Here is a 21,031-nt window from a genome sequence, read left to right as displayed (position 1 = left end):
GGCAAAGCCCTCGCAGCCATCTTGCACAGAATAAAGCATTCGAGCCCATTCAGGCCGAAGCAGTGCCATCCAATTTCGGCTGTTCCATCGGAATCAATTGCTGTTTGCTGCCCTTGGCGTCCATCAGGAATACCTCTACCTGGCGTACCGAGATCTTGATGTTGTGGGCCTTGAACTCGCGGTTGATGTAGCGGTTGATCTCGTCCAGCGTCGGGTTGCGGTCGCCCAGGTCGCGCACGTGCATGCGCAGTTCGTGGTCCAGCGAGCTCTCGCCGAAGTTGAGGAAGTACACGATCGGTTCCGGATCCTTGAGCACGCGTGGGTTCTCATGCGCGCCCTTGAGCAGCAGGTCGCGCACCAGGTCGAGGTCTGAGCCATAGTCGATGCCCAGCTTCAGCGTCACCCGGGTGACCGTATCGGTCAGCGACCAGTTGATCAGTTGGCCAGTGATGAAGGTCTTGTTGGGGACGATGATGTCCTTGCGGTCGAAGTCGGTGATGGTGGTGGCACGGATGCGGATCTTGCTTACCGTGCCCGATAGGTTGCCGATGGTGATGGTGTCGCCAATCCGTACCGGGCGCTCGAACAGGATCATGATGCCGGAGATGAAGTTGGCGAAGATTTCCTGCATGCCGAAGCCCAGCCCTACTGACAGCGCAGCCACCAGCCATTGCAGCTTGTCCCAGCTCACCCCCAGGGTCGACAGGGTGCTGACGATGCCGATGCCGACGATGGTGTACGACAACAGCGTGGTGGTGGCGTAGGCACTGCCCTGGGCCAGGTTCAGGCGAGACAGCACCAGTACTTCCAGCAAGCCTGGCAAGTTGCCGGCCAGGGCGAAGGTGATGCCGACGATCACCAGCGCGCCGAGCAGGTCGCCGAGGCTGATCGGTACCATGCTGGCGGCGGCGCCGGTGCCGCTGGTGTATTCGTAGAGGACGAAATTGTTGAGGTAGGCGAACACCGAGATCAGGTCGGCCCATACCCAGTACAGGCCGGCGATGAAGCCGCCGAGCAGGGCCAGGCGGATCAGGCGCAGCGACTGCTGGTTGACCTGTTCGATATCCAGCGTTGGCTCTTCGGTGATGACTTCGCCATCCAGCCCTTCCTTGGCTGCCGCACGTTTGGTCAACGCACGCTGGTAGGCCAGGCGTCGTGCAGCCACCGACAGGCCGCGCACGAAGGCAGCCTCGATCACCAGCCAGAACAGCAGCAGGTACAGGGTGTAGATGAGTCGGTCGGTAAGCTTCAGTGCCGTGTAGTAGTAGCCGAAGCACACGGCGACGAACAGGGCGATGGGCAGGGCGGTGAACGCTACCCCCACCGCCCTGCGGAACAGCGAGGTGTCACGGTGTGCCGGGCTGCTGAGCAGCAGGCGGCTGAGCAGCCAGGCCATCAGCGCATAGCAGGTCAGCACCACGCCGATGCCCAACACGTCGTCTGCCAATGCCGAAGGCTGGTGCTCGGCCACCGCCACCACGCCGACCAGTGCCAGCACCACGGTGCCCAGGCGGCGAACCCAGCCGCGCAGGAACTCGACCTGCGGTTTGTGCCAGCGGAAGTGGACTTCCGCCACGCCACCGGGTGCGAGGATACGGTAGGCGGTATAGAACACCAGCCAGGCCTGGGCCAGCTGCCAGAGTGCGGCGCCCAGGTTGGCATTCTGCCCGCGGGCGTCGATCTGCAGGGCGTAGCTGCATAGCGCCAGACCAAGGCTGACCGGCATCGCCAGCAGAATGTTGATTAGGATTGCCTGGGGCGTGTGCCATTGGCTGTCACGGCGGAAGTGGCCGATATCCTGGTGCACTTTGCCTAACCGTTGGTAAAGGTATTTGCGCCGCCACAACAGCGCGCCGATCACCAACAGCAGCGGCAGGAACAGCAACGGGCGCTGGCTCAGGCCATCGGCCAGCTCTTTCAGGCTGGAGCCCCACGGCAGGTTGGCGACCTGGTCGGCCAGGCGCTCCGGCACGTATTGCAGCCAGTCCCAGTCCAGCGGCTTGTTGCTGGGGATCCAGAACATTTGTTCGTCGAGGGTGGTGCGCAGGCTCTGCGCGGTGCCCAGCAGCTGCTTCTGGTTGAGCTGCAGGGTGATCGATTCGTTGAGCAGCGCCGACAGCTCGCGGTTCAGCCGCTCCAACAGGTCGCTGCGGGTGATGGCCACTTCCAGCAGGGCCTTGCGCAGCTGCGGGGTCACATCTTCCTGCGGTTGCGCCGCCAGCAGCTTGTCGACGTAGGTGACCGGGCTGCTCATCTGCTCGCGCTGCTGGTTGACTTCGAACTGGTACAGGCGGGTGTCGGCGATCTGGTCGGCCAGGTCGCGGTCGACCTTCAGGTGCGGCAGGGTCTGTTTCTGCTTGTAGAGAATCTTCGACAGCAGCAGGCTTCCCTTGAGCACGTTGATCTGCTCGTCAAGCGCCTGGTCGGCCTGGGTCAGGCTGTCGAGTTGCTGCTTGGTGCGCAGGTTCTGCTGGGTCAGTTCGTTAAGGCGGTCGGTGCTCTTGAGCAGGTAGTCGGAAAGCTTGAGGTTGATCGCGCTTTCAGTGGCCAGCAGGCTGCTGCCGCCGGCCTTCTGAGCCTCAATCGACTGCTGGGTGACGGCTTCCTGGGACTGGGCCAGGCGTTTGGCGTTGATCAGCGTCTGCAGGTCCTGGATTTCCTGCTCCAGGCGCGCAGCGCGCTCGACCAGCAGGTCGTGACGCGCATTGCCGAGGTCTTGCAGCAGGCTGTTGCCGGCCAGTTCCTGGCGGCGCAGCAGGGTCAGCGCGTTGAGCGAGGCCAACTCGGCGTTGAGCTGGTTGCGCTGGTCGGCATTGATGGCTTTGCCACCGTCCTTGCCGGTTTTGAGGATGTTGTTGATCTGCTGGGTGCGGGTCTGGCTGCTGCTGATCTCGGCCTGGGCGCGCTCGGGGCGGGTTTGCGAGTTGATGATCAGGCTATTGGCTTCAGACAACGCCTTTTGCAGCTCGCCCTGCAGCGTGTTGCGTTCGCTGAGCATCTGTTCAAGCTGTGGCACGGTGAGGTTGGCGTAGCGCTGTGCCACCGGTTGTGCCTTGGTTTCCTTGAGCCTGGCCAATTCCTTCTGGCTGTCGCTGGTCTCCTTGGGGGCGCTGCTCAGCTGCTGCTTGAGTGCAGCCAGTTTCTTTTCGTTGTCTTCCTTGGCAGCAAGCAGGCTCAACGTTTGTTCAAGCACCTGCTGCAGCGCCTTCTGGTCTGCCTCGGGCAGCTTGCGCTCGGCGATCTTGTCGAGGCTGTTCTGGACACTGGCGGTGGTCGGGGCTTCTGCCGCGCTAGCCGCAAAAGAAAGGGACAGGCACAACCCGAGCAGGGCTGTGCGAAGGTACACGCGCAGGGACATAGGCAGACTACTTGTGGATCCGGCTGAAACGAAGTTTAGAGGAACAATCCTGGTCCGGGTCGCGTTCCTTCGGGGAATCTGACGCCTACTTTCTGGATCTTGTTCCCGTCCATGGTTGCCACGGTCCAGATCGTGCCATGCCATTCGACCTGGTCCCCTACTACTGGAGCGCCTCCGACCTTCTGTCGGATGAACTGCGCCAACGGCATTTTTGCGTCGAGGCCATCGAGCTTCAGGCCATACAACGCTGCCACCGCCCCCAGTTCGGCATCGCCTTCAAGCACGAAGTCGCCGAAGAAACGCAGGTCCAGGCCACGCTGTGGCGCCTGGCTGAACAATTTGCCGAGGGCCGGCAGGTTGTGCTCGTGGCCGATCACGCAGAGCATGTCGCCCACTTCCAGCACGGTGCTGCCCGACGGGTGCAGCAGTTGCTCGCCACGGAACAGCGCGGCAATCCGTGTGCCTTCGGGCATTTTCAGTTCGCGCAGGGCGGCACCGATGCACCACTTTTCGGCGCCCAGGCGGTAGACGAACATTTCCCACTCGCTGGTGATGTGCACTTCCAGGGCGGAGCGGGAGATCGGCGCCGGGTCTGGCGGAACCGTCACTTTCAGCAGCTTGGCCACCCACGGCAGGCTGGTGCCCTGCACCAGCAGTGACACCAGCACGATGAAGAAGGCCAGGTTGAAGAACAGCTGGGCGTCTGGCAGGCCCGCCATCAGCGGGAACACCGCCAGAATGATCGGTACCGCGCCGCGCAGGCCGACCCACGAAATGAAGCCCTTTTCGCGGCCATGGAAAGCCTTGAACGGCAGCAGGGCCGCGACCACCGACAGTGGCCGCGCCACCAGGATCATCCACAGCGCCAGGCCCAGTGCCGGCAGGGCGATAGGCAGCAGGTCGTGCGGCGTGACCAGCAACCCCAGCACCAGGAACATGCCGATCTGCGCCAGCCAGGCCATGCCGTCGAGCATGTGCAGGATGCCGTGGCGGCTGCGGATAGGCTTGTTGCCCAGCACCAGGCCGCACAGGTAAACAGCGAGGAAGCCGCTACCATGCAGGGCGTTGGTCAGCGAGAACATTACCAGGCCGCCGGCCACTACCAGAATGGGGTACAGGCCGCCGGCCAGATTGATACGGTTTACCAGTTGCAACATCAGCCAGCCGCCGCCCAGGCCCAGCAGCGTGCCGATACCGAACTCACGCAGCAAGTGGCCCAGCAGGCTCCAGTGCAGGCCGGTCTCGCCGCTGGCGATCATGTCGATCAAGGTGACAGTGAGGAACACCGCCATCGGGTCGTTGCTGCCCGACTCGATCTCGAGGGTAGCGGAAACCCGCTCGTTCAGGCCTTTGCCGCCGAGCAGCGAGAACACTGCAGCGGCGTCGGTGGAGCCGACAATAGCACCGATCAGCAAGCCCTGAATCAGGCTCAGGTTGAACAGCCAGGCGGCGATCAGGCCGGTGAGGGCGGTGGTGATCATCACCCCGACCGTGGCCAGCGACAGCGCCGGCCACAGCGCCACGCGGAAGCTTGCCACCCGCGTACGCAGGCCACCGTCAAGCAGGATGACGGCCAGTGCCAGGTTGCCCACCAGGTAGGCGGTTGGGTAATTGTTGAAGATGATGCCGCCACCATCGACACCGGCGAGCATGCCGACGGCGAGGATGATGACCAGAATAGGGATGCCCAGGCGCGACGATAGCGAGCTGACCAGGATACTTGCACCCACCAGCAATGCGCCGATCAGGAACAGGCTGTTGATGGTGCTTGCATCCAAAGGCAGGTACTCCGAGACAGCGGGGAAGGGACGTGGTAGCGCATTTTCCAGCAAAAGCTAGCAGGTCGCGTGCCAATCGATTCTAACCTGAGGCCGACGCAGGCTGTAAAGCGATACCGCATCGTCGCTGCGGCTTGCGGCTGTAATGGTTTGCCCACTGTCAGGCAGCCAAGTGACATGAATGTCAAAGAAACCATTTCTCTCGCCCAGGTGGCCCAGCGCCTGCTCGGGCAATTTCCTGATTTGCACAGTTTGGCGCGCCAGGCGGCGGGCCATGTGCTTCGCCGCCAACTGGGGTACTGGCTGGATCCGGACGGCCTTTATTGGCACGAGTTCCAGTCGGCGGCCAGCAGTGCGTTGAGCTTCACCGGCTGGCGCCACAGTGGGCCGCCACGACGCTCTTTGAGCTTTACCGAACTGGTCATCCAGCGATTCAGCCCGCAGCAGCAGGCCAGTGCTGACGAGTTGAGTATTTATGGTGGCTTCTACAGGGTGGATGCCAGCCACGCAGTTTACGACGAACGCAACGAAGTGCGGCTCGACCCTCAGCAAGTACTGACGGCGTTCTGGCGGTTGGACTTTGCAGGGCGCTACACCGAGGCGCTGAGCACGTTTCGGTCACGGCATGGCGAAGACTATTGTGTCCTGGCCCGCGCCCGCTTCATTGCTGCTGTGGGCCAATCTGGGTTGAGCGAACCTGAGCGCCAGGAACTAATGGGGGTGACGCTCGCTGCACCCGCACTGCCGACTACCGTAAAAGCCTTGCGACTGGCCCGGGAAGGGAGTGCTCAATCTGGGTGGAACGCGCTTGTCATCGGCGGTATCAGCGCCAAGCTGATGTTCTTGCGCAAGCTGAAGACTGGCAGGTTGTGCCTCTACCTTGCCGATGTTCAGGCTGTGGTGCAGGTGTTCGACGATCGTCATGCGTTTCAGGAGTGGATGGCTGACCAGGCCGCCACGACGGTGGGGCGAGAGCGGCTGGTCAGGCTGTTCGTCGGGGACGGGGTACTGGCGCAGTCGCTACGCCCGCGACTACGCAATTACTTCAAGTTGCTCGCACAGTCGCGAGGTGACACCGCCATCTTGGGGCCGTCCATTGGAGGGGACCTGTTCGTTCGTCTACGTGATGCGGTGATGGATGATCTGACCCGCGACGCTCACGAACGGCTCACCACCAATGCCCAGCTGCGAAAGGCGGAGTGGCTGGCGGGCGTGCAAGCGGCGAGCTTCGTGCTAGCACCGATGGCGCCGTTTGGCTGGCCAGTGATATTGGCATCGCTCGGTCTGGGCACCGCCAGCCTGGCGCTGCATCTGGACCGGGCAATCAATGGCAAGCAGGGCTGGCGCACAGCAGCATGGTGGTCAGTACTGACGGATATCCTGTTCATCCTGCTTGATATAGCCATGCTGCGAGCCAGCGAGCTGTTTACCGATGGCCACGTCCCCCCGCGGGTGGCTGGCCAGGCGCAAGCCTCTGCCGCCAAGGTCGACTGGGGGCTTTACATGGCCCCGGCGGCGGATGAATTGCTGGCGGTGTCGGATCAGGCGCTGGCCCGCCAGCAAGCTCTGTTGGGCGCGGTACCTTGGGCTGATCTCGATGCCTTGGGGCCCAATGGCGAGTATCTGGATGCCTTCAGTGAACCCTACCCCGTCTTTCGCGATGAGCACGGCTTTGGCTCGCCCGCCATTGCCGAGTACACCAGCTCGCCGGAGCGTTATAACAACCTGTGGCGGGGTATGCCGCTAGAGGGCACGCGCGCCGCGCATATCCAGCGCAGCCATGCGCTCGCTCACGCACTTGGGCAAATCGGCGTGACTAATCAAGTGAGGCTGTATCGGGCTGCCTCCAGCCTGCGGGGCACGGGTTTTCAGGCAGTTGGTGAGGGCGCCATTGAAGTGGGTGACGTGCTGGTGACCACCGACTTCACGTCATTCACTGAAAACCCCTATGCCCTCTGGGAGGTTTTCAACGACCCGCAGGCTCAAATCAGTGGCAGGGATGTTTTTGATGAAAACGCGTTGGTTTATGTGTTGGAGCCGGGCGAGGATATGCAGGCGACGCCTATCGGGCCCTTTTCAAGGCGACCGGATGAGGCGGAGTCTTTGATGATGCCCGGGCGCTACCTGCAAGTGGAAAAGGTGACGGCCGTTCAAGGGCACAATTATCGCTTTACCGAGGTGCGCCTGAAGGCACTGGCGCAGGCGCCAAGCGGGAAGGCAGTGCGTGATATGCGCACAGGCACGCTGTTCGATCGCCAGGCACTGGCGATGCGGCTGGGCACGGAGGATGATTCGTTGATGCGCACATTCTTTGCGCTGCCCTCCTGAGCGCACGTGAAAGGGGCCGCTGAGCGGCCCCTGATCAAGGCCTCAGCCCTGCTTCACTTCACGCATCGGCTTGCCTTTCACTGGCGCATCGCCCGCCACGTAGTACTTGGCGGTGCTGCGCGGCAGTGGCTTGCGGCCACGGATCTTGTCCGAAATCTTCTCGGCGATCATGATCGTGGTGGCGTTGAGGTTGCCGGTGATGATCAGCGGCATGATCGAGGCATCGACCACGCGCAGGCCCTTCATGCCGTGCACACGGCCTTCGCCGTCGACCACCGCCATGTCGTCGGTGCCCATCTTGCACGAGCAGGACGGGTGGAAGGCAGTTTCGGCGTGCTCGCGGATGAACTTGTCCAGTTCTTCGTCGGTTTGCACGTGGGCGCCCGGGCTGATTTCGCGGCCACGGTACGGGTCCAGCGCCGGCTGGGCCATGATTTCACGGGTCAGGCGAATGCCGTCACGGAATTCCTGCCAGTCCTGCTCGGTGGACATGTAGTTGAACAGAATGCTCGGGTGCTGGCGCGGGTCTTTCGACTTGACCTGGATGCGGCCACGGGCAGGCGAGCGCATGGAGCCCATGTGCGCCTGGAAGCCATGTTCCTTCACGCCATTGGAGCCGTTGTAGTTAATCGCAACCGGCAGGAAGTGGTACTGGATGTTCGGCCACTTGAACTCAGGGCGGGTACGAATGAAACCACCGGCCTCGAACTGGTTGCTGGCGCCGATGCCGGTGCCATTGAACAACCACTCGGCACCGATGGCCGGCTGGTTCCACCACAGCAGCGATGGGTACAGCGATACCGGCTGGGTGCAGGCGTACTGCAGGTACAGTTCCAGGTGGTCCTGAAGGTTTTCACCAACGCCCGGAAGGTCGTGCACAACCGGGATGTCGAGGCTTTCCAGCAGGGCGCGCGGGCCGACGCCGGAGCGCTGCAGCAACTGCGGCGAAGCGATGGCGCCAGAGCTGACGATCACTTCCTTGCGGGCGCGGGCTTCCACGCGTTCTTCGCTGTCGCCGACCAGGTAGGTTACGCCTACGGCGCGCTTGCCGTCGAACAGCACGCGGTCGGTCAGGGCGTGGGTGACGATGGTCAGGTTCGGGCGTTTCTTGGCTTGGTCCAGGTAGCCACGGGCGGTGCTGGAGCGGCGGCCGTTCTTGGTCACCGAACGGTCCATCGGGCCGAAGCCTTCCTGTTGGTAGCCGTTGAGGTCTTCGGTACGCGGGTAACCGGCTTGCACACCCGCTTCAACCATGGCGTGGAACAGCGGGTTGTTGCCAGCCTTTGGCGTGGCGACACTGACCGGGCCGTCACCACCGTGGTAGTCGTTAGGGCCGATATCACGGGTTTCGGCTTTGCGGAAGTACGGCAGGCAGTCGAGGTAGGTCCAGTCTTCCAGGCCTGGCAGTTCTGCCCAGCCGTCGAAGTCCATGGCGTTGCCGCGGATGTAGCACATGCCGTTGATCAGCGACGAGCCACCCAGGCCCTTGCCACGGCCACATTCCATACGGCGGCCGTCCATGTAAGGTTCCGGGTCGGTCTCGTAGGCCCAGTTGTAGCGGCGGCCTTGCAGCGGGAAGGCCAGGGCGGCTGGCATCTGGGTGCGGAAGTCGAAGCGGTAGTCGGGGCCACCGGCTTCCAGCAGCAATACGGTGACGCCGGCGTCTTCGGTCAGGCGGGTCGCCAGGGTGTTACCGGCCGAGCCGGCACCGACGATGATGTAATCGAATTCTTGGGACATGAAAGTACCCTCGTGTTGGCGGTGATCGGGGAGCGGGTACGCCCGTGCGCGGTGGCACGGGCGGGGCTAGACAGGGTTTAGAAAACCGAGTTGTAGCCGCCCAGCTCGACCTGGACCGACTTGATGCGAGTGTATTGAGCCAGCGAGCTGACGCCGTTTTCACGGCCGACGCCCGACTGCTTGTAGCCACCTACCGGCATTTCGGCCGGCGATTCACCCCAGGCGTTGATCCAGCAGATACCGGCTTCGAGCTTGTGGATGATGCGATGGGCGCGGGTGATGTCGTTGGTGCAGACGCCGGCGGCCAGGCCGTAGTCGGTGTCGTTGGCACGGCGGATCACTTCTTCTTCGGTTTCGTAGGTGAGGATGCTCATCACCGGGCCGAAGATCTCTTCCTTGACGATGGTCATGTCGTCGGTGCAGTCGGTGAACACCGTCGGGGCAACGAAGGCACCTTTGGCGAAGTCACCGGTAGTCAGACGCTCGCCGCCGCACAGCACGCGGGCACCTTCTTGCTTGCCTTTGGCGATGTAGCCCAGCACGCTTTCCATGTGCTGGAAGCTGACCAGCGGGCCGAAGTTGGTGTTTTCGTCTTCCGGGTTGCCAACGCGGATGCGGGCAACGCGCTCGGCGATCTTGGCTTCGAAGGCCGCCTTCATTTCAGCCGGGATGAACACGCGGGTGCCGTTGGTGCAGACCTGGCCCGAGCTGTAGAAGTTGGCCATCATGGCGATATCGGCGGCCTTGTCCAGGTCGGCGTCGGCGCAGATGATCAATGGCGACTTGCCGCCCAGTTCCATGGTGACTTCCTTGAGCGACGAGCTCGAGGCGCTGGCCATGACCTTCTTGCCGGTGGTGGTGCCGCCGGTGAACGAAACCTTTTCGATGCGTGGGTGCTCGGTCAGCCAGGTGCCGACTTCGCGGCCGCTGCCGGTCAGAACGTTGAACACGCCGTTTGGCAGGCCGGCTTCGGTGTAGATCTCGGCCAGTTTCAGAGTGGTCAGCGAAGTGACTTCCGACGGTTTGAAGATCATCGCGTTGCCAGCGGCCAGGGCCGGGGCAGATTTCCACAGGGCGATCTGGATCGGGTAGTTCCAGGCACCGATACCCACGGTTACGCCCAGCGGCTCGCGGCGGGTGTAGACGAAGGACGATTCGCGCAGCGGGATCTGCTCGCCTTCGATGGCCGGTACCAGGCCTGCGTAGTATTCCAGCACGTCGGCGCCGGTGACGATGTCGACGTAGCGGGTTTCGGAGTACGACTTGCCGGTGTCCAGGGTTTCCAGCATGGCCAGTTCGTCGTTGCGCTCGCGCAGGATGTCGACGGCGCGGCGCAGGATGCGCGAACGCTGCATGGCAGTCATCGCAGCCCAGACTTTCTGGCCACGCTCGGCGCTTTCGACGGCTTTCTCGACGTCAGCCTCGGTAGCACGTTGCACGTGGGCGAGGACTTCGCCGGTAGCCGGGTTGATGGCTTCGAACGTGGCATCGCTGCCAGCGTCGACGTAAGCGCCATCAATGTAGAGTTTTTGCGTTCCGAAACGGGCCATAGTGTCCTCGCAAGTGCAGTGTGTGGTTTGGCTTGCGCGTCACGCTCCTGCCGGGTTGGCAAGTGCCGTGCGCGCTTGTTCAGCGGCCTGGTCGTTGGTGCCCAGGGTGTGCTGCTTAGCCAGTTGTAGATCCATGTATTCGTAAGCAATCCGTATTGCCTGATCGGTGTCGAATGCATCACCCGACAGGGCGCCACGCAGCCACAGACCGTCGATCAGGGCTGCCAGGCCGCGGGCTGCCTTGCGCGCATGGTAGAGCGGCAGGGCGCGGCGGAACTGGCAGCACAGGTTGGAATACAAGCGGTGGTCGTTGATCCGCTGCAACCTGTGCAAATCGGGCTGGTGCATGCTGGAAGCCCAGAAGGCCAACCAGGTTTTCATTGCCGGGCCGTTTACCTGGCTGGCATCGAAGTTGCCCTCGATGATCACTTTCAGGTGGGCGCGCGGGCTGTCGTCTTTCAGGGCCTGGCGACGTGCTCTGACGCCTTCGTTGAGCATGCTCATGATGTAACCCATCGTCGCTGCGATCAGGCCGTTCTTGTCCCGAAAGTAGTGACTGATGATGCCGTTCGACACACCGGCCAAACGGGCAATCAGCGCAATGCTGGCGTCCCCCAGTCCGACCTGATCGACCGCCTGCAATGTGGCTTCGATCAACTGCTGGCGCCGGATGGGTTGCATACCGACCTTGGGCATCTTGCTATCTCCTCAGGCCTGCGAGCAGACGACAGGCGGCTGACTCGGCGAAGGCCAGTCTATTTTGTTTTGATTGAACGTTCAATCAATAAAGAATAAGCTCTGCGACAATTTGTGCCATTGACAGTTTTTCAGGCGGTCGAGACGGCACGGATTGACACCCCAGGAAATCGCGTAACCCCCGGAATACAAGGTGTTGACGGGCATGAGCGATGCGAAATGCAGATTCTGCCGTACGGCCATTGGCCCTGCGACAGGCCCTTGGAGCGGGCGGGGTGACCTGTGACGAATGCGCGCACCTCCGTTGAGGCGTGGCATTTTCAGCAGGCCACCTGTCTGTTTTTGGCAACGTATCGATTCGGGATCACGGTTTCCAGGGTTCTTTTATAACACCTGATGCAGTGGGGATATTCCACCAATTGCTCGGGAAAGACTGATTAGCCTCCACAGCCGCACTGCCCGGAGCATTCGTGCAATGAGTTCTGCCTCACTTACCAAGCCCCCCGCCGAGAGGGTACGGGTCAACCGCGTGGTGTTCTTCACCTCCGCGCTGATGATCCTTGTTCTGACTGCCTTGCTGATCGCTGTACCCGAAACCGCCGGCCAGGTGCTGGGCGTGGCCCAGAAGTGGCTGACGCGCACCTTTGGCTGGTACTACATGCTGGTCATCTGCGGATACCTGCTGTTCGTCGTCTACCTGGCTTTCTCCGACTACGGCAGCCTCAAGCTGGGTGGCAAGGACGACCAGCCTGACTTCAGCTACGGCGCCTGGGCCGGCATGCTGTTCTCGTCCGGTATCGGTATTTCGCTGCTGTACTTCGGCGCCTCCGAGCCCCTGGACCACTACTTCAACCCACCGGAGGGCACCCCGGCCAGCCTCGAGGCCGCGCGCCAGGGCCTGCAGCTGACCTTCCTGCACTGGGGCCTGCACGGCTGGGCGATCTATGCCCTGGTGGGCCTGGCGGTGGGTTACTTTGCCTACCGCCACAACCAGCCGCTGGCACTGCGCTCGGCGCTGTACCCGCTGGTGGGCGAGCGTTGGGTCAAGGGCGCTGCCGGCAACGCTGTCGACATCTTCGGCATGTTCGTCACCCTGCTGGGCCTGGTGACCAACCTGGGCATCGGCGCGATGCAGGTGTCGTCCGGGCTGGAATACCTGTTCGGCATGGACCACAGCAAGACCAACCTGCTGGTGGTGATCCTGGTCATGGCTGGCGTGGCTACCGTGGCAGCGGTATCGGGTGTGGAAAACGGCATTCGCCGCCTGTCCAACCTGAACATCATGCTGTTCAGCGGCCTGTTGATCTTCGTGCTGCTGGGCGGCGAAACCCTGCACCTACTCAACGGCTTCGTGCAGAACGTCGGCGACTACCTGAACGGCATCGTGCTGAAAACCTTCGACCTCTATGTGTATGAAGGCGAAGCCGGCAAGTCGGAGCGCTGGCTGGGCCTGTGGACCGTGTTCTACTGGGCCTGGTGGATCTCCTGGGGCCCATTCGTCGGCATGTTCATTGCGCGTATTTCCAAGGGCCGCACCGTGCGCCAACTGGTGATGGGTGTGCTGCTGATCCCGCTGGGCTTCACCCTGGCTTGGCTGTCGATCTTCGGCAACACCGCACTGGACCTGGTAATCAACCAGGGCGCCGTGGAGCTGGGCAAGACTGCGCTGGAACAGCCATCGATGTCGATCTACCAGCTGCTGGAATACTTCCCGGCAGCCAAGATCGTCATTGGTGTGGCAGTGTTCGTCGGTTTCGTGCTGTTCCTCACACCGGCCGACTCCGGCGCGGTGATGATGGCCAACCTGTCGTGCACAGGCGGCAAGGTCGACGAGGATGCCCCGCACTGGATGGTGGTGTTCTGGTCCGTGGTGATCACCCTGGTCACGATCGGCCTGCTGTTTGCCGGTAACTTCGAAGCCATGCAGACCATGGTCGTGCTGGCGGGCCTGCCATTCTCGGTGGTGCTGGTGCTGTTCATGTTCGGCCTGTACAAGGCCATGAAGCAGGACGTGGTGATCGAGCAGGAGCGCGCCGAACTGGCCGCCCGTGGCCGTCGCGGCTTTAGCGAGCGCCTGACCCAGCTGGAACTGCAGCCGACCCAGGCCGTGGTACAGCGCTTCATGGACAAGCAGGTCAGCCCGGCGTTGAAAGAAGCCGCTGCACAGCTGCAGACGCAGGGCTTCGAGGTGGAAACCCGCGTTGGCCAGTCGCGCAACCTGATGGGCTTGCGGGTGATGATGGAAGAAGGCAACCCTTTCGTCTACGAAGTGAGCCTTGACGGCTATATGGCCGCGTCGAGCGAGGCGCCGGTCGAGGGTGAGCCTGAACTGCGCCAGCGCTTCTACCGCGCCGAGGTCTACCTGCATGACGGCAGTCAGGAGTACGACCTGATGGGCTTTGCCCCAGACCAGATCGTGCGTGATGTGCTCGATCAGTTCGAGAGCCATCGCCAGGTGCTTGGCCGCGTCTATAGCTGACTTCCCGGCAGGCCGCCGCACTGCCAGGTGTCGCGGCTTGCCAGCAGCAATATGTAGCACCTCATTCGATAACATCTCCAGGACGCTTTGTGGTTCATTCCACAACGAGTCCTGGTCATGCCCGCCACTCACGCGCACAACCTCAATCACGCAGTCGCCGCCCAGTTCGCCAGCCGTCCTGCATTCCGGCAGGTCGCAGGTGAACAGATCATGAAGGTGATCCTGGAGCACTATCCTCTGGTTGGCGTGCATCGCCCTGAAATGACCTCGGCTGCACCGCTGTACCTGATGTCCATGCAGCCGGATGGTGTCTGGCACCCTCAGCCGCTGGTGGATGTTGTGCTGCAGGCCCTGCTTGAGGCTAAACCACTGGACCTCACCCCAGCGGGTGACTACCGCCTTAGCCTGAACCCGCCCCGGCGCTTTTTCGCCATCGAGTCGAGCTTCGAAACTGCTGAGGGCGATTTGATCGAACCCGCGCGCCTGACCGATGGCCTCAACGCGTTGCTGCCGATGCTGCTTTGGCACTTCCAGCAAGCGCAGATCGACTATTGGAACGGCGACGCCACGATCGACCGGGACCTGTGGTTGCAGCAGTTGTTGCGCGCCAACCTGCTCGACGGCCTGAAGGACGAAGCGCTGGACGACGAACAACGCAAGCTGCTGCGTGACCTGATGATGGGCAACCGTACCGGGCTCGATGTGCAACTGGTGCGGGTGGCGTTACGTGAGGGTAAAGACACGTTCCATGAGCTGTTGCCCGGCTTGCTGATTACCGCCTCCAGTGAAGTTCGCGAACTGACACTCTGGTGTTCTCCCGAAGGCTTGGTCCGCAGTTTCGACGCCCAGGCTGCGTTCGGCTCGGCGTTGCAAATGCAGATGGCGGGACGTTACCGGTTTGATGAGTTGAGCTGGCAAGGCCTGACGGTGGAGGGCGACGCTTTCGCCCTGTACAGCGCCTTGTTGCTGGAAATCTTGCTCGAGCGCGTGGCCCGCCTGCGCTGGAGTGCGATCGACAGCGTCGACCAACTGGAGCATTACTGCCATTTGGCCTGCGACCCCGCGTCCTTTTTTGCCGAGTTCAGTGACTATGGCTCCGGTGGGCTGGGCTTGGCGCTTCCCAAGGGCCTGTCGCGAGCCGATATGGATAGCCAGACCGCCTACCTACAAGCCATGCTCGACTTGTCGCTACTGCAACAGCGCACCCCAGCCCAGGGCATTCAGGACGGTCTGCCGGACTTGCACACCTATGCGGCGACGCGCCTGCGCGAGGAGATGCTGCATGACCACCCGGTGGACGCCAATTACTTTCCTGATGACCTTATCCTCACTGTCGAGAGCTTTGTCAGTGACGGTCACGGGCTGGGCTTCGGCCAGAAGACCGGCGACAAGAAGCTGACTTTGACGCAGTTGGCGATCGGCCGCCTGGATGCCACCGCAGGAGGGGTGGTGACACACATCGCGCACCGTGAAAACCAGCTGATCATGAAGTGGATGACCATTGATTACGTCCGTGAGCTGGTACAGCGAGTCGACATCGGCGGCAGTTATCCACGTCATGTACAGTCGATGATCGATCGCTCGGCGAGCAGGGCCGAACACATCTCGGCATTTGCCATACGCTGGCGTATCACCCTGATGTTCGATGCTGCGCGGGCGCGTGCCGTCAAACGGCTCGACAAGTTCGCCTACGGCGCCCTGGCAGAATTCTGCCGTAGCGGCCAAGAAGGTGCAGCCGCTGTGCGCATTGCACCGCTTGCGTTCAAACGCTCGCCGACATCAGAGAGGGTCGACGTGGCGCATGGTTTCTACGTGATCGAAATCATCGAGTTGGGTGTTCATCTGTTGTACTGCCCGCTGTACACCGAAAAGGCGCTGATTCAGTTCGGCAGCGCTCAGGCACTGTTGGATGCGATCAGCCGCCCGGGGGCGTTGCAGGACAGTGTGCTGCTGTGGATCGAGCAAGCTCAGCGCGCGGTCTACGATAATGGCGGCTTCCGGGAGCCGCACCTGCCCCAATGGCTGCTCGACCCTTACACCCTCCCGGAGAAACCGCAGCCTGTTCAGTTGGCGCTGCAATTCTGGGCGCGGGACGTGGATCGGCAGATGTTCGAAGCCAAGGGCCGGATGTTGCTGGAGCTGGCGGATCGCAGCGCCATGAGCAACAGCGAGGTGCGCTGGCGGCTGGTCACGGCATTTTCCTGGGAACTGCTGAATGTTGTGTTTCCGGTGTTACCGGGGCCGCTCACCTCGGTTGCCTGGCTCTACATCGGCATGCGCAGCTTGATCAACGATGTGCATGGCTTGGCCAGTTCACATTTCGACGAGCGCATCCAGGCGATGGTCGATGTGCTGAACAACACCTTGCTGGCGCTGATACACCTGCAGACGCCGAAACTGGCAGCCCCGCCCGTCTCTGGCGACCTGCCGCCATCGCTGCTCCAGGGGCCAGCTGCAGGCGATGGGATCGAGCTGGCGAACCTTTCCACCGCGACGCGGGAGCCCAGCGTCTCGGTCGACAGCCTGCAGGCGATGGCCAACACCCACCTCGACTTTTCCTGGCGTGGGGCTGGGGGGCTCAACGGCCTGTCGAGTGCCCAGCGCGGCCAAATGCGGGCGTTGGCGGCCAGCGTTTCGCTGGAGGGGCGTAAACCGCAGACGCAGGGCGTGGCTGCGGGGCTGGTGCGGATTGGGGATGATTTCTATGTGTCTCTGGACGGTAATGTCTACCGAGTCAGCCTTGATAACGCAGCGTTTCGCATCATCGGTTCGGACGGCACGGTTGGGCCCTACCTGATGCGCGACGGCGATGTCTGGCACCTCAATAATTCGCGCTTGCACGGTGGCAATGATCGCTCCGGCGAGTTGGCCCGCGAGCGACTGCGCAAGAAGCTTAGCGGGCCGATCGCCAAGGCTCAGGCCGAGATAGAGCGGCTTATCTTGACCGCGGAGGCTGCCACGAAGGATTTCAACGCGTTGAGCGAGCAGATTGTCGGTTTGCGTGATCCGGTAAGAAAAGTCGAGGATCGGTTGCAAAAGGCGCCACCCACCGACCCAGACGAACGTGCGCAATTCGAGCAGGCTACCGCGTTGTTCAAGCTCAAGTTCCAGCAGTTGCAAGAGCAGACGAATACGCTGCGCAACCAGCGCCTGCCCTTGAACGAGAGATTGTTCCTTGATTATCTCGAGGCCGAACGCAACATTACCTACGTGCTTGACAAGTCGAGCGCCTCGACGCACGTCGGCAGCGTGAGAGATCAACGGATACTCTTGGGCCAGGTCCGAAAGAACCTGATCAGCTTTGGCATGTTCTTCATTGATGAGCTCCTGGCCTTGGGAGGGTTCAGGGAATACGACCAACTCACCAATGCGCTCAATGACGCACCGCCAGAGAAACAGGCCGAGTTGTATGTCAGGTTCCGGACGATGTTGGAGAAGTTGCTTGAAGAGCAGCCCAGGATCATCAATGTCTCCAGCCAGCTGGATCGCCTGTTGGCCATCACCGATATCGACATGCAAGTGCCTTACATCAATTCCACTCTGACCATCTCGAGCATTATCGCGAGCCGTAAGACGACCACGATCAACATCCGGTTTTTCCAGGCCATGGGCCTGGTCGAGCTGGCCCTGCAGTGGCACAAAGGCACGCCTACCCAGCACTACATGATCTTCCGCCATGCACTCGCCAGTCAGCGTCTGCGGGTGGCCGCACAAACGCATCATCTGCTGATGTTCTGTGACTTGCCTGTCGCCGAACGAATCGAGGTGCTGCAAAGTGCGTGGGACGAATACCTCGCGGCGATTCTCAACGCCGAACGGATCAAGACACTCGGCAGCAAGCTCATCGATGTCCAGCGCCTTGAGGCCTACAAGCAACAGATGGTGGAACTGAAAACCATAGCCGGTGAGGCGTTGGTCGAGGCCATGCGCGAGCAGGCGGACGGGCAGGTCCGTGGCACACGTCGTGCGGTTTATTCACGAAAGAGCCTGCAGGTGGCCCATACGCGGGCTGGTCAGATAGTCATTGGCAGCGAAGCAGTGGTCGACGGGCAGGCTGTGCTGCAAGTTGTAGCGGCTTTCAACAAGAGCGCGCTGCATCGCTTCCAGAAACAGGGAAACACCTGGGTTGAAGAGGTAGCCGCGGGCGAACCGGAACAGCCATCGCGGACTTCTACGCCGGAGTCCGAAAGGAACAACCGGGAGCTGGCCGAGGCCATGCTGGCACAGAACGAAAATGTCATCGCTCAAGCCAGAGCCCTGGTTGCCAAGGATGCTGACGACATGGGCCTGATGTCGATGCTGGACGGCCAGATCAACGAAGTGGCCGAGCTGCGTGAACAGCTCAGCGATGCCAACGCCGAGCACGCGCTGCTGGCGGGCATGGACGATGCGCTGATTCAGTTGCGTCAGGCCCGCCGCGACTGTTTGGTAGCGCTTTACAGCAAGACGCGCTATCCAGGTTCCAGAGGGCTCAATTTTCTCCATCAACAGGGGCTGCTCGCCGTGGAATATGTCGGGCCTCGGCAGGTGGTTTCCGATGGCTATCTGGACGAGTACCGGATCAGCCTGTTGCGTGCACCCGGTGAGAGTCGAGGTAAACCCTTGTGGGCCGCGCATTTCCATTTTGCCGACTCGCAGGCGGCGCCGACGGCGTTTGGCAAAGGCCATCTCAAGCTGTGGAGCCAGCGCAAGATGGGGTATCGCGAGCAAATGAAGGCGGCGAGCGAGGGGCAGGTACTGAGCATTTATCGGGGTAACCTGACCTATGCACAGGCCAAGGATGTCATTCCGTTCAACCTCTGAACATTCGCCCGGGTGGCCCAGCGCCGCGATCAGCGAATGTTAGCGGTTGCTGTAACGGCCATGTTTGCCGTGTGCAGGCATGGCCTGGTTGCCACGTGTGGCGATCATCTGTTGCAGCGTGACCAGTTCGATCCCCAATTGCTTGAGCCGTGGAATTTGACTTTCCAGTACCGCTAGTGTCTGCGGGTAGGGGTGGCCGATCAATACGGCCGAGCCTTGCTTGCGGGCCAGTGCAATACCCTGTTGCAGCTGAGCGTCGATGGCTTCCGGCGTGCGCACGTCATCCAGAAATACATCCCGTGACACATGCGCGACATCGTGTGCTTGAGCCTCGGCTGCGGCGACCGTGGCGGCACTGGTGCGGCTGTCGACAAAGAACAGATGGCGCCGCTGCAGCTCGCCCATCAACCACGCCATGGGTTCACGCTGTGCGGTCATGCGGCTGCCCATGTGGTTGTTGATGCCGGCGGCGTAGGGCACCTTGACCAATGCTGCGCCCAGGCGCCGCGCCAGTTCTTCGATGGCGATGCCCGGGTGCCAGGCATAGGGCCCGGTGGCCGGGTCCATGGGCATGTGCAGGATCACCGTCTTGCCGGCCTTGTGCGCCTGGCGGGCAAAGTCGGTGGCATGCGGGGTGTCGGGCATGATCGCCATGGTCACCGGCCCGGGCAGGGCCAGGGTACGGCTGTCACGCTCGGGGCTCTGGCCCAGGTCGTCGATGATGATGCTCATGTAGGCCTTGTTGGCCGGCGCCGCTTGCGCGATTCCGGCCATCAGGCAAAACAACAGACACAGCAGATAACGCATAGGGTGGATCAGTCGCCCTTGGTGATGTTCAGGCCCTTGAGCAGGCTCAGTGCCTGGCTCAGCTGGAAGTCGTCATCCTGCGGGCGCTCCTTGCGCTTGCTGCTGCCGGTCGGGCGGTCGGCGCCGCCGTTGCCGTTGCCCAGGTGGCCCTGCAGGTCGGCTTCCTTGAAGTTTTCAGTGTCGGCTTCGGTGGTGAGCTTGGCCGGGCGCACCTCGATGTCCGGGACAATGCCCTGAGCCTGGATCGAGCGGCCGTTGGGGGTGTAGTACAGCGCAGTGGTGAGCTTCAGGGCGCGGTCGTTGGCCAGTGGCAGCACGGTCTGCACCGAGCCTTTGCCGAAACTGTCGGTGCCCATCAGCACGGCGCGCTTCTGGTCCTGCAGGGCGCCGGCGACAATTTCCGATGCCGATGCACTGCCACCGTTGATCAGTACCACCAGCGGCACGCCTGCGCTGGCATCGGCCGGGTCGGCCGAGAAACGCAGCTCGGAGTTGGCGATGCGGCCCTTGGTGTAGACAATCAGACCTTTGGTCAGGAAGTGGTCGGCCACTTCCACTGCCGACTGCAACACGCCGCCTGGGTTGTTGCGCAGGTCCAGCACCACCCCGCGCAGCTTCTTGCCGTTGTCCTTGCGCAGCTTGGCCAGGGCCTTGCCCACTTCGTCACCGGTCTTGACCTGGAACTGGGTGATACGGATGTAGCCGTAATCGTTCTCCAGCAGCTGGCTCTTCACGCTCTTGACCTGAATGACTGCACGGGTCAGGTTCACGTCGAACGGGTTGCCGCCGTCGCGTACCAAGGTCAGGGTGATTTTCTCGCCGACCTTGCCGCGCATCTTGTCGACCGCCTCGGTCATGGTCTGGCCGCGGGTCGGGGCGCCGTTGATCTTGACGATCAAGTCACCAGCCTGCACGCCGGCCCGCGAGGCTGGGGTGTCGTCGATTGGCGAAACCACCTTGATGAAGCCGTCTTCCTGGCCTACTTCAATACCCAGCCCGCCGAACTCGCCGCTGGTGCTTTCCTGCAGCTCCTGGAAGTCCTCGGGGCCAAGGTAGGCCGAATGCGGGTCAAGGTTGCTGAGCATGCCCTTGATGGCGTTTTCCAGCAGGGTCTTGTCGTCTACGGGTTCGACGTAGGCGGCCTTGATGCGGTCCAGGACCTCGGCGAAGGTGCGCAGTTCTTCCAGCGGCAGTGGCGCCTTGGCGGTCACCTCGGTGGCTGGCACTGCGGCGGCCTTGGCCGGCTCTGCGGCGGTGGCCAGGGGCGCGCCGACCGCCAGGGCGATGGACAGGGCCAGCTGGGTGAGACGAGGCGAGTGCAGCATGTCGAACGAACTCCTGATCCTGTAAGCGCTCCCTGGGGAGCATCGGCGCAGCACTCAGGCTGCGCCGTAGAAATGTGACTAGGCTTTGTACGAAAAGCCTTGATACTTGTTCATGCTGCGTTGAAAACAGCCTCGGAATGCTCATGTACTCCAGTACAGTCGGGCGC

10 protein-coding genes and 1 pseudogene are annotated in these 21,031 nt (G+C 62.1%); 4 read left to right on the top strand and 7 right to left on the bottom strand.

Going from position 1 to position 21,031, the window contains the following annotated elements:
- Nucleotides 1-49: 49 nt before the first annotated feature.
- On the bottom strand, nt 50-3,358 hold the full coding sequence (gene mscK, locus I8746_RS01510; protein WP_012053942.1) for a mechanosensitive channel MscK: 3,309 nt from the start codon (nt 3,356-3,358) through the stop codon (nt 50-52).
- Nucleotides 3,359-3,393: 35 nt separating this feature from the next.
- The gene (locus I8746_RS01505; RefSeq protein ID WP_010955613.1) at nt 3,394-5,136 is read right to left on the bottom strand and encodes a potassium/proton antiporter; all 1,743 of its coding nucleotides are present in this window, start codon (nt 5,134-5,136) and stop codon (nt 3,394-3,396) included.
- A gap of 177 nt (nt 5,137-5,313) precedes the next feature.
- On the opposite strand from I8746_RS01505, the gene I8746_RS01500 reads away from it, so the two are divergent.
- Complete coding sequence (locus tag I8746_RS01500) at nt 5,314-7,464, top strand: dermonecrotic toxin domain-containing protein (RefSeq protein ID WP_221099889.1); 2,151 nt, start codon at nt 5,314-5,316, stop codon at nt 7,462-7,464.
- A gap of 42 nt (nt 7,465-7,506) precedes the next feature.
- Here I8746_RS01500 and betA read toward each other — a convergent pair whose 3' ends face one another.
- The 3 genes from betA to betI all read right to left on the bottom strand — a co-directional run bounded on the left by betA (nt 7,507) and on the right by betI (nt 11,450).
- Nucleotides 7,507-9,204 carry a choline dehydrogenase gene (gene betA, locus I8746_RS01495; protein ID WP_221099887.1) on the bottom strand — a complete coding sequence of 566 codons (1,698 nt, stop codon included), beginning with the start codon at nt 9,202-9,204 and terminating at the stop codon, nt 7,507-7,509.
- Between the two features lie 77 nt (nt 9,205-9,281).
- Nucleotides 9,282-10,754 (bottom strand): betaine-aldehyde dehydrogenase, encoded by a 1,473-nt coding sequence (betB, locus tag I8746_RS01490; RefSeq protein WP_221099884.1) that lies wholly within the window; start codon nt 10,752-10,754, stop codon nt 9,282-9,284.
- A gap of 39 nt (nt 10,755-10,793) precedes the next feature.
- Nucleotides 10,794-11,450 (bottom strand): transcriptional regulator BetI, encoded by a 657-nt coding sequence (gene betI / locus I8746_RS01485; protein WP_003249185.1) that lies wholly within the window; start codon nt 11,448-11,450, stop codon nt 10,794-10,796.
- A gap of 532 nt (nt 11,451-11,982) precedes the next feature.
- Here betI and I8746_RS01480 point away from each other — a divergent pair.
- The 3 genes and pseudogenes from I8746_RS01480 to I8746_RS01470 all read left to right on the top strand — a co-directional run bounded on the left by I8746_RS01480 (nt 11,983) and on the right by I8746_RS01470 (nt 18,732).
- Nucleotides 11,983-13,517 (top strand): annotated as a pseudogene (locus I8746_RS01480) (BCCT family transporter).
- A complete protein-coding gene (locus I8746_RS01475) occupies nt 13,465-13,929 on the top strand; it encodes a hypothetical protein (protein WP_173881252.1) in 465 nt (154 codons plus the stop codon). The pseudogene I8746_RS01480 and the gene I8746_RS01475 overlap by 53 nt, the downstream one beginning before the upstream one ends.
- A 117-nt stretch (nt 13,930-14,046) precedes the next feature.
- A complete protein-coding gene (locus I8746_RS01470; RefSeq protein WP_221099873.1) occupies nt 14,047-18,732 on the top strand; it encodes a dermonecrotic toxin domain-containing protein in 4,686 nt (1,561 codons plus the stop codon).
- Between the two features lie 39 nt (nt 18,733-18,771).
- Here the strand turns inward: I8746_RS01470 and I8746_RS01465 are convergent, their stop codons facing one another.
- Both I8746_RS01465 and I8746_RS01460 read right to left on the bottom strand, forming a co-directional pair.
- Nucleotides 18,772-19,539 (bottom strand): divergent polysaccharide deacetylase family protein, encoded by a 768-nt coding sequence (locus tag I8746_RS01465; RefSeq protein ID WP_221099870.1) that lies wholly within the window; start codon nt 19,537-19,539, stop codon nt 18,772-18,774.
- Between the two features lie 8 nt (nt 19,540-19,547).
- Nucleotides 19,548-20,864 (bottom strand): S41 family peptidase, encoded by a 1,317-nt coding sequence (locus tag I8746_RS01460; RefSeq protein WP_221099860.1) that lies wholly within the window; start codon nt 20,862-20,864, stop codon nt 19,548-19,550.
- Between the last annotated feature and the right edge of the window lie 167 nt (nt 20,865-21,031).

It is taken from the genome of Pseudomonas sp. USTB-Z (assembly GCF_019691255.1).
In the GTDB taxonomy this organism is placed as follows: domain Bacteria; phylum Pseudomonadota; class Gammaproteobacteria; order Pseudomonadales; family Pseudomonadaceae; genus Aquipseudomonas; species Aquipseudomonas alloputida.
Note: the sequence above shows the minus strand (reverse complement) of the source record. Positions and strands in the feature narration are given on the sequence as shown.

What these genes read in the sequence shown, in the direction of transcription:
- mscK (WP_012053942.1), bottom strand. Translation starts at nt 3,358, where the DNA reads ATGTCCCTGCGCGTGTACCTTCGCACAGCCCTGCTCGGGTTGTGCCTG.
- I8746_RS01500 (WP_221099889.1), top strand. Translation starts at nt 5,314, where the DNA reads ATGAATGTCAAAGAAACCATTTCTCTCGCCCAGGTGGCCCAGCGCCTG.
- betA (WP_221099887.1), bottom strand. Translation starts at nt 9,204, where the DNA reads ATGTCCCAAGAATTCGATTACATCATCGTCGGTGCCGGCTCGGCCGGT.
- betB (WP_221099884.1), bottom strand. Translation starts at nt 10,754, where the DNA reads ATGGCCCGTTTCGGAACGCAAAAACTCTACATTGATGGCGCTTACGTC.
- betI (WP_003249185.1), bottom strand. Translation starts at nt 11,450, where the DNA reads ATGCCCAAGGTCGGTATGCAACCCATCCGGCGCCAGCAGTTGATCGAA.
- I8746_RS01470 (WP_221099873.1), top strand. Translation starts at nt 14,047, where the DNA reads ATGCCCGCCACTCACGCGCACAACCTCAATCACGCAGTCGCCGCCCAG.
- I8746_RS01465 (WP_221099870.1), bottom strand. Translation starts at nt 19,539, where the DNA reads ATGCGTTATCTGCTGTGTCTGTTGTTTTGCCTGATGGCCGGAATCGCG.
- I8746_RS01460 (WP_221099860.1), bottom strand. Translation starts at nt 20,864, where the DNA reads ATGCTGCACTCGCCTCGTCTCACCCAGCTGGCCCTGTCCATCGCCCTG.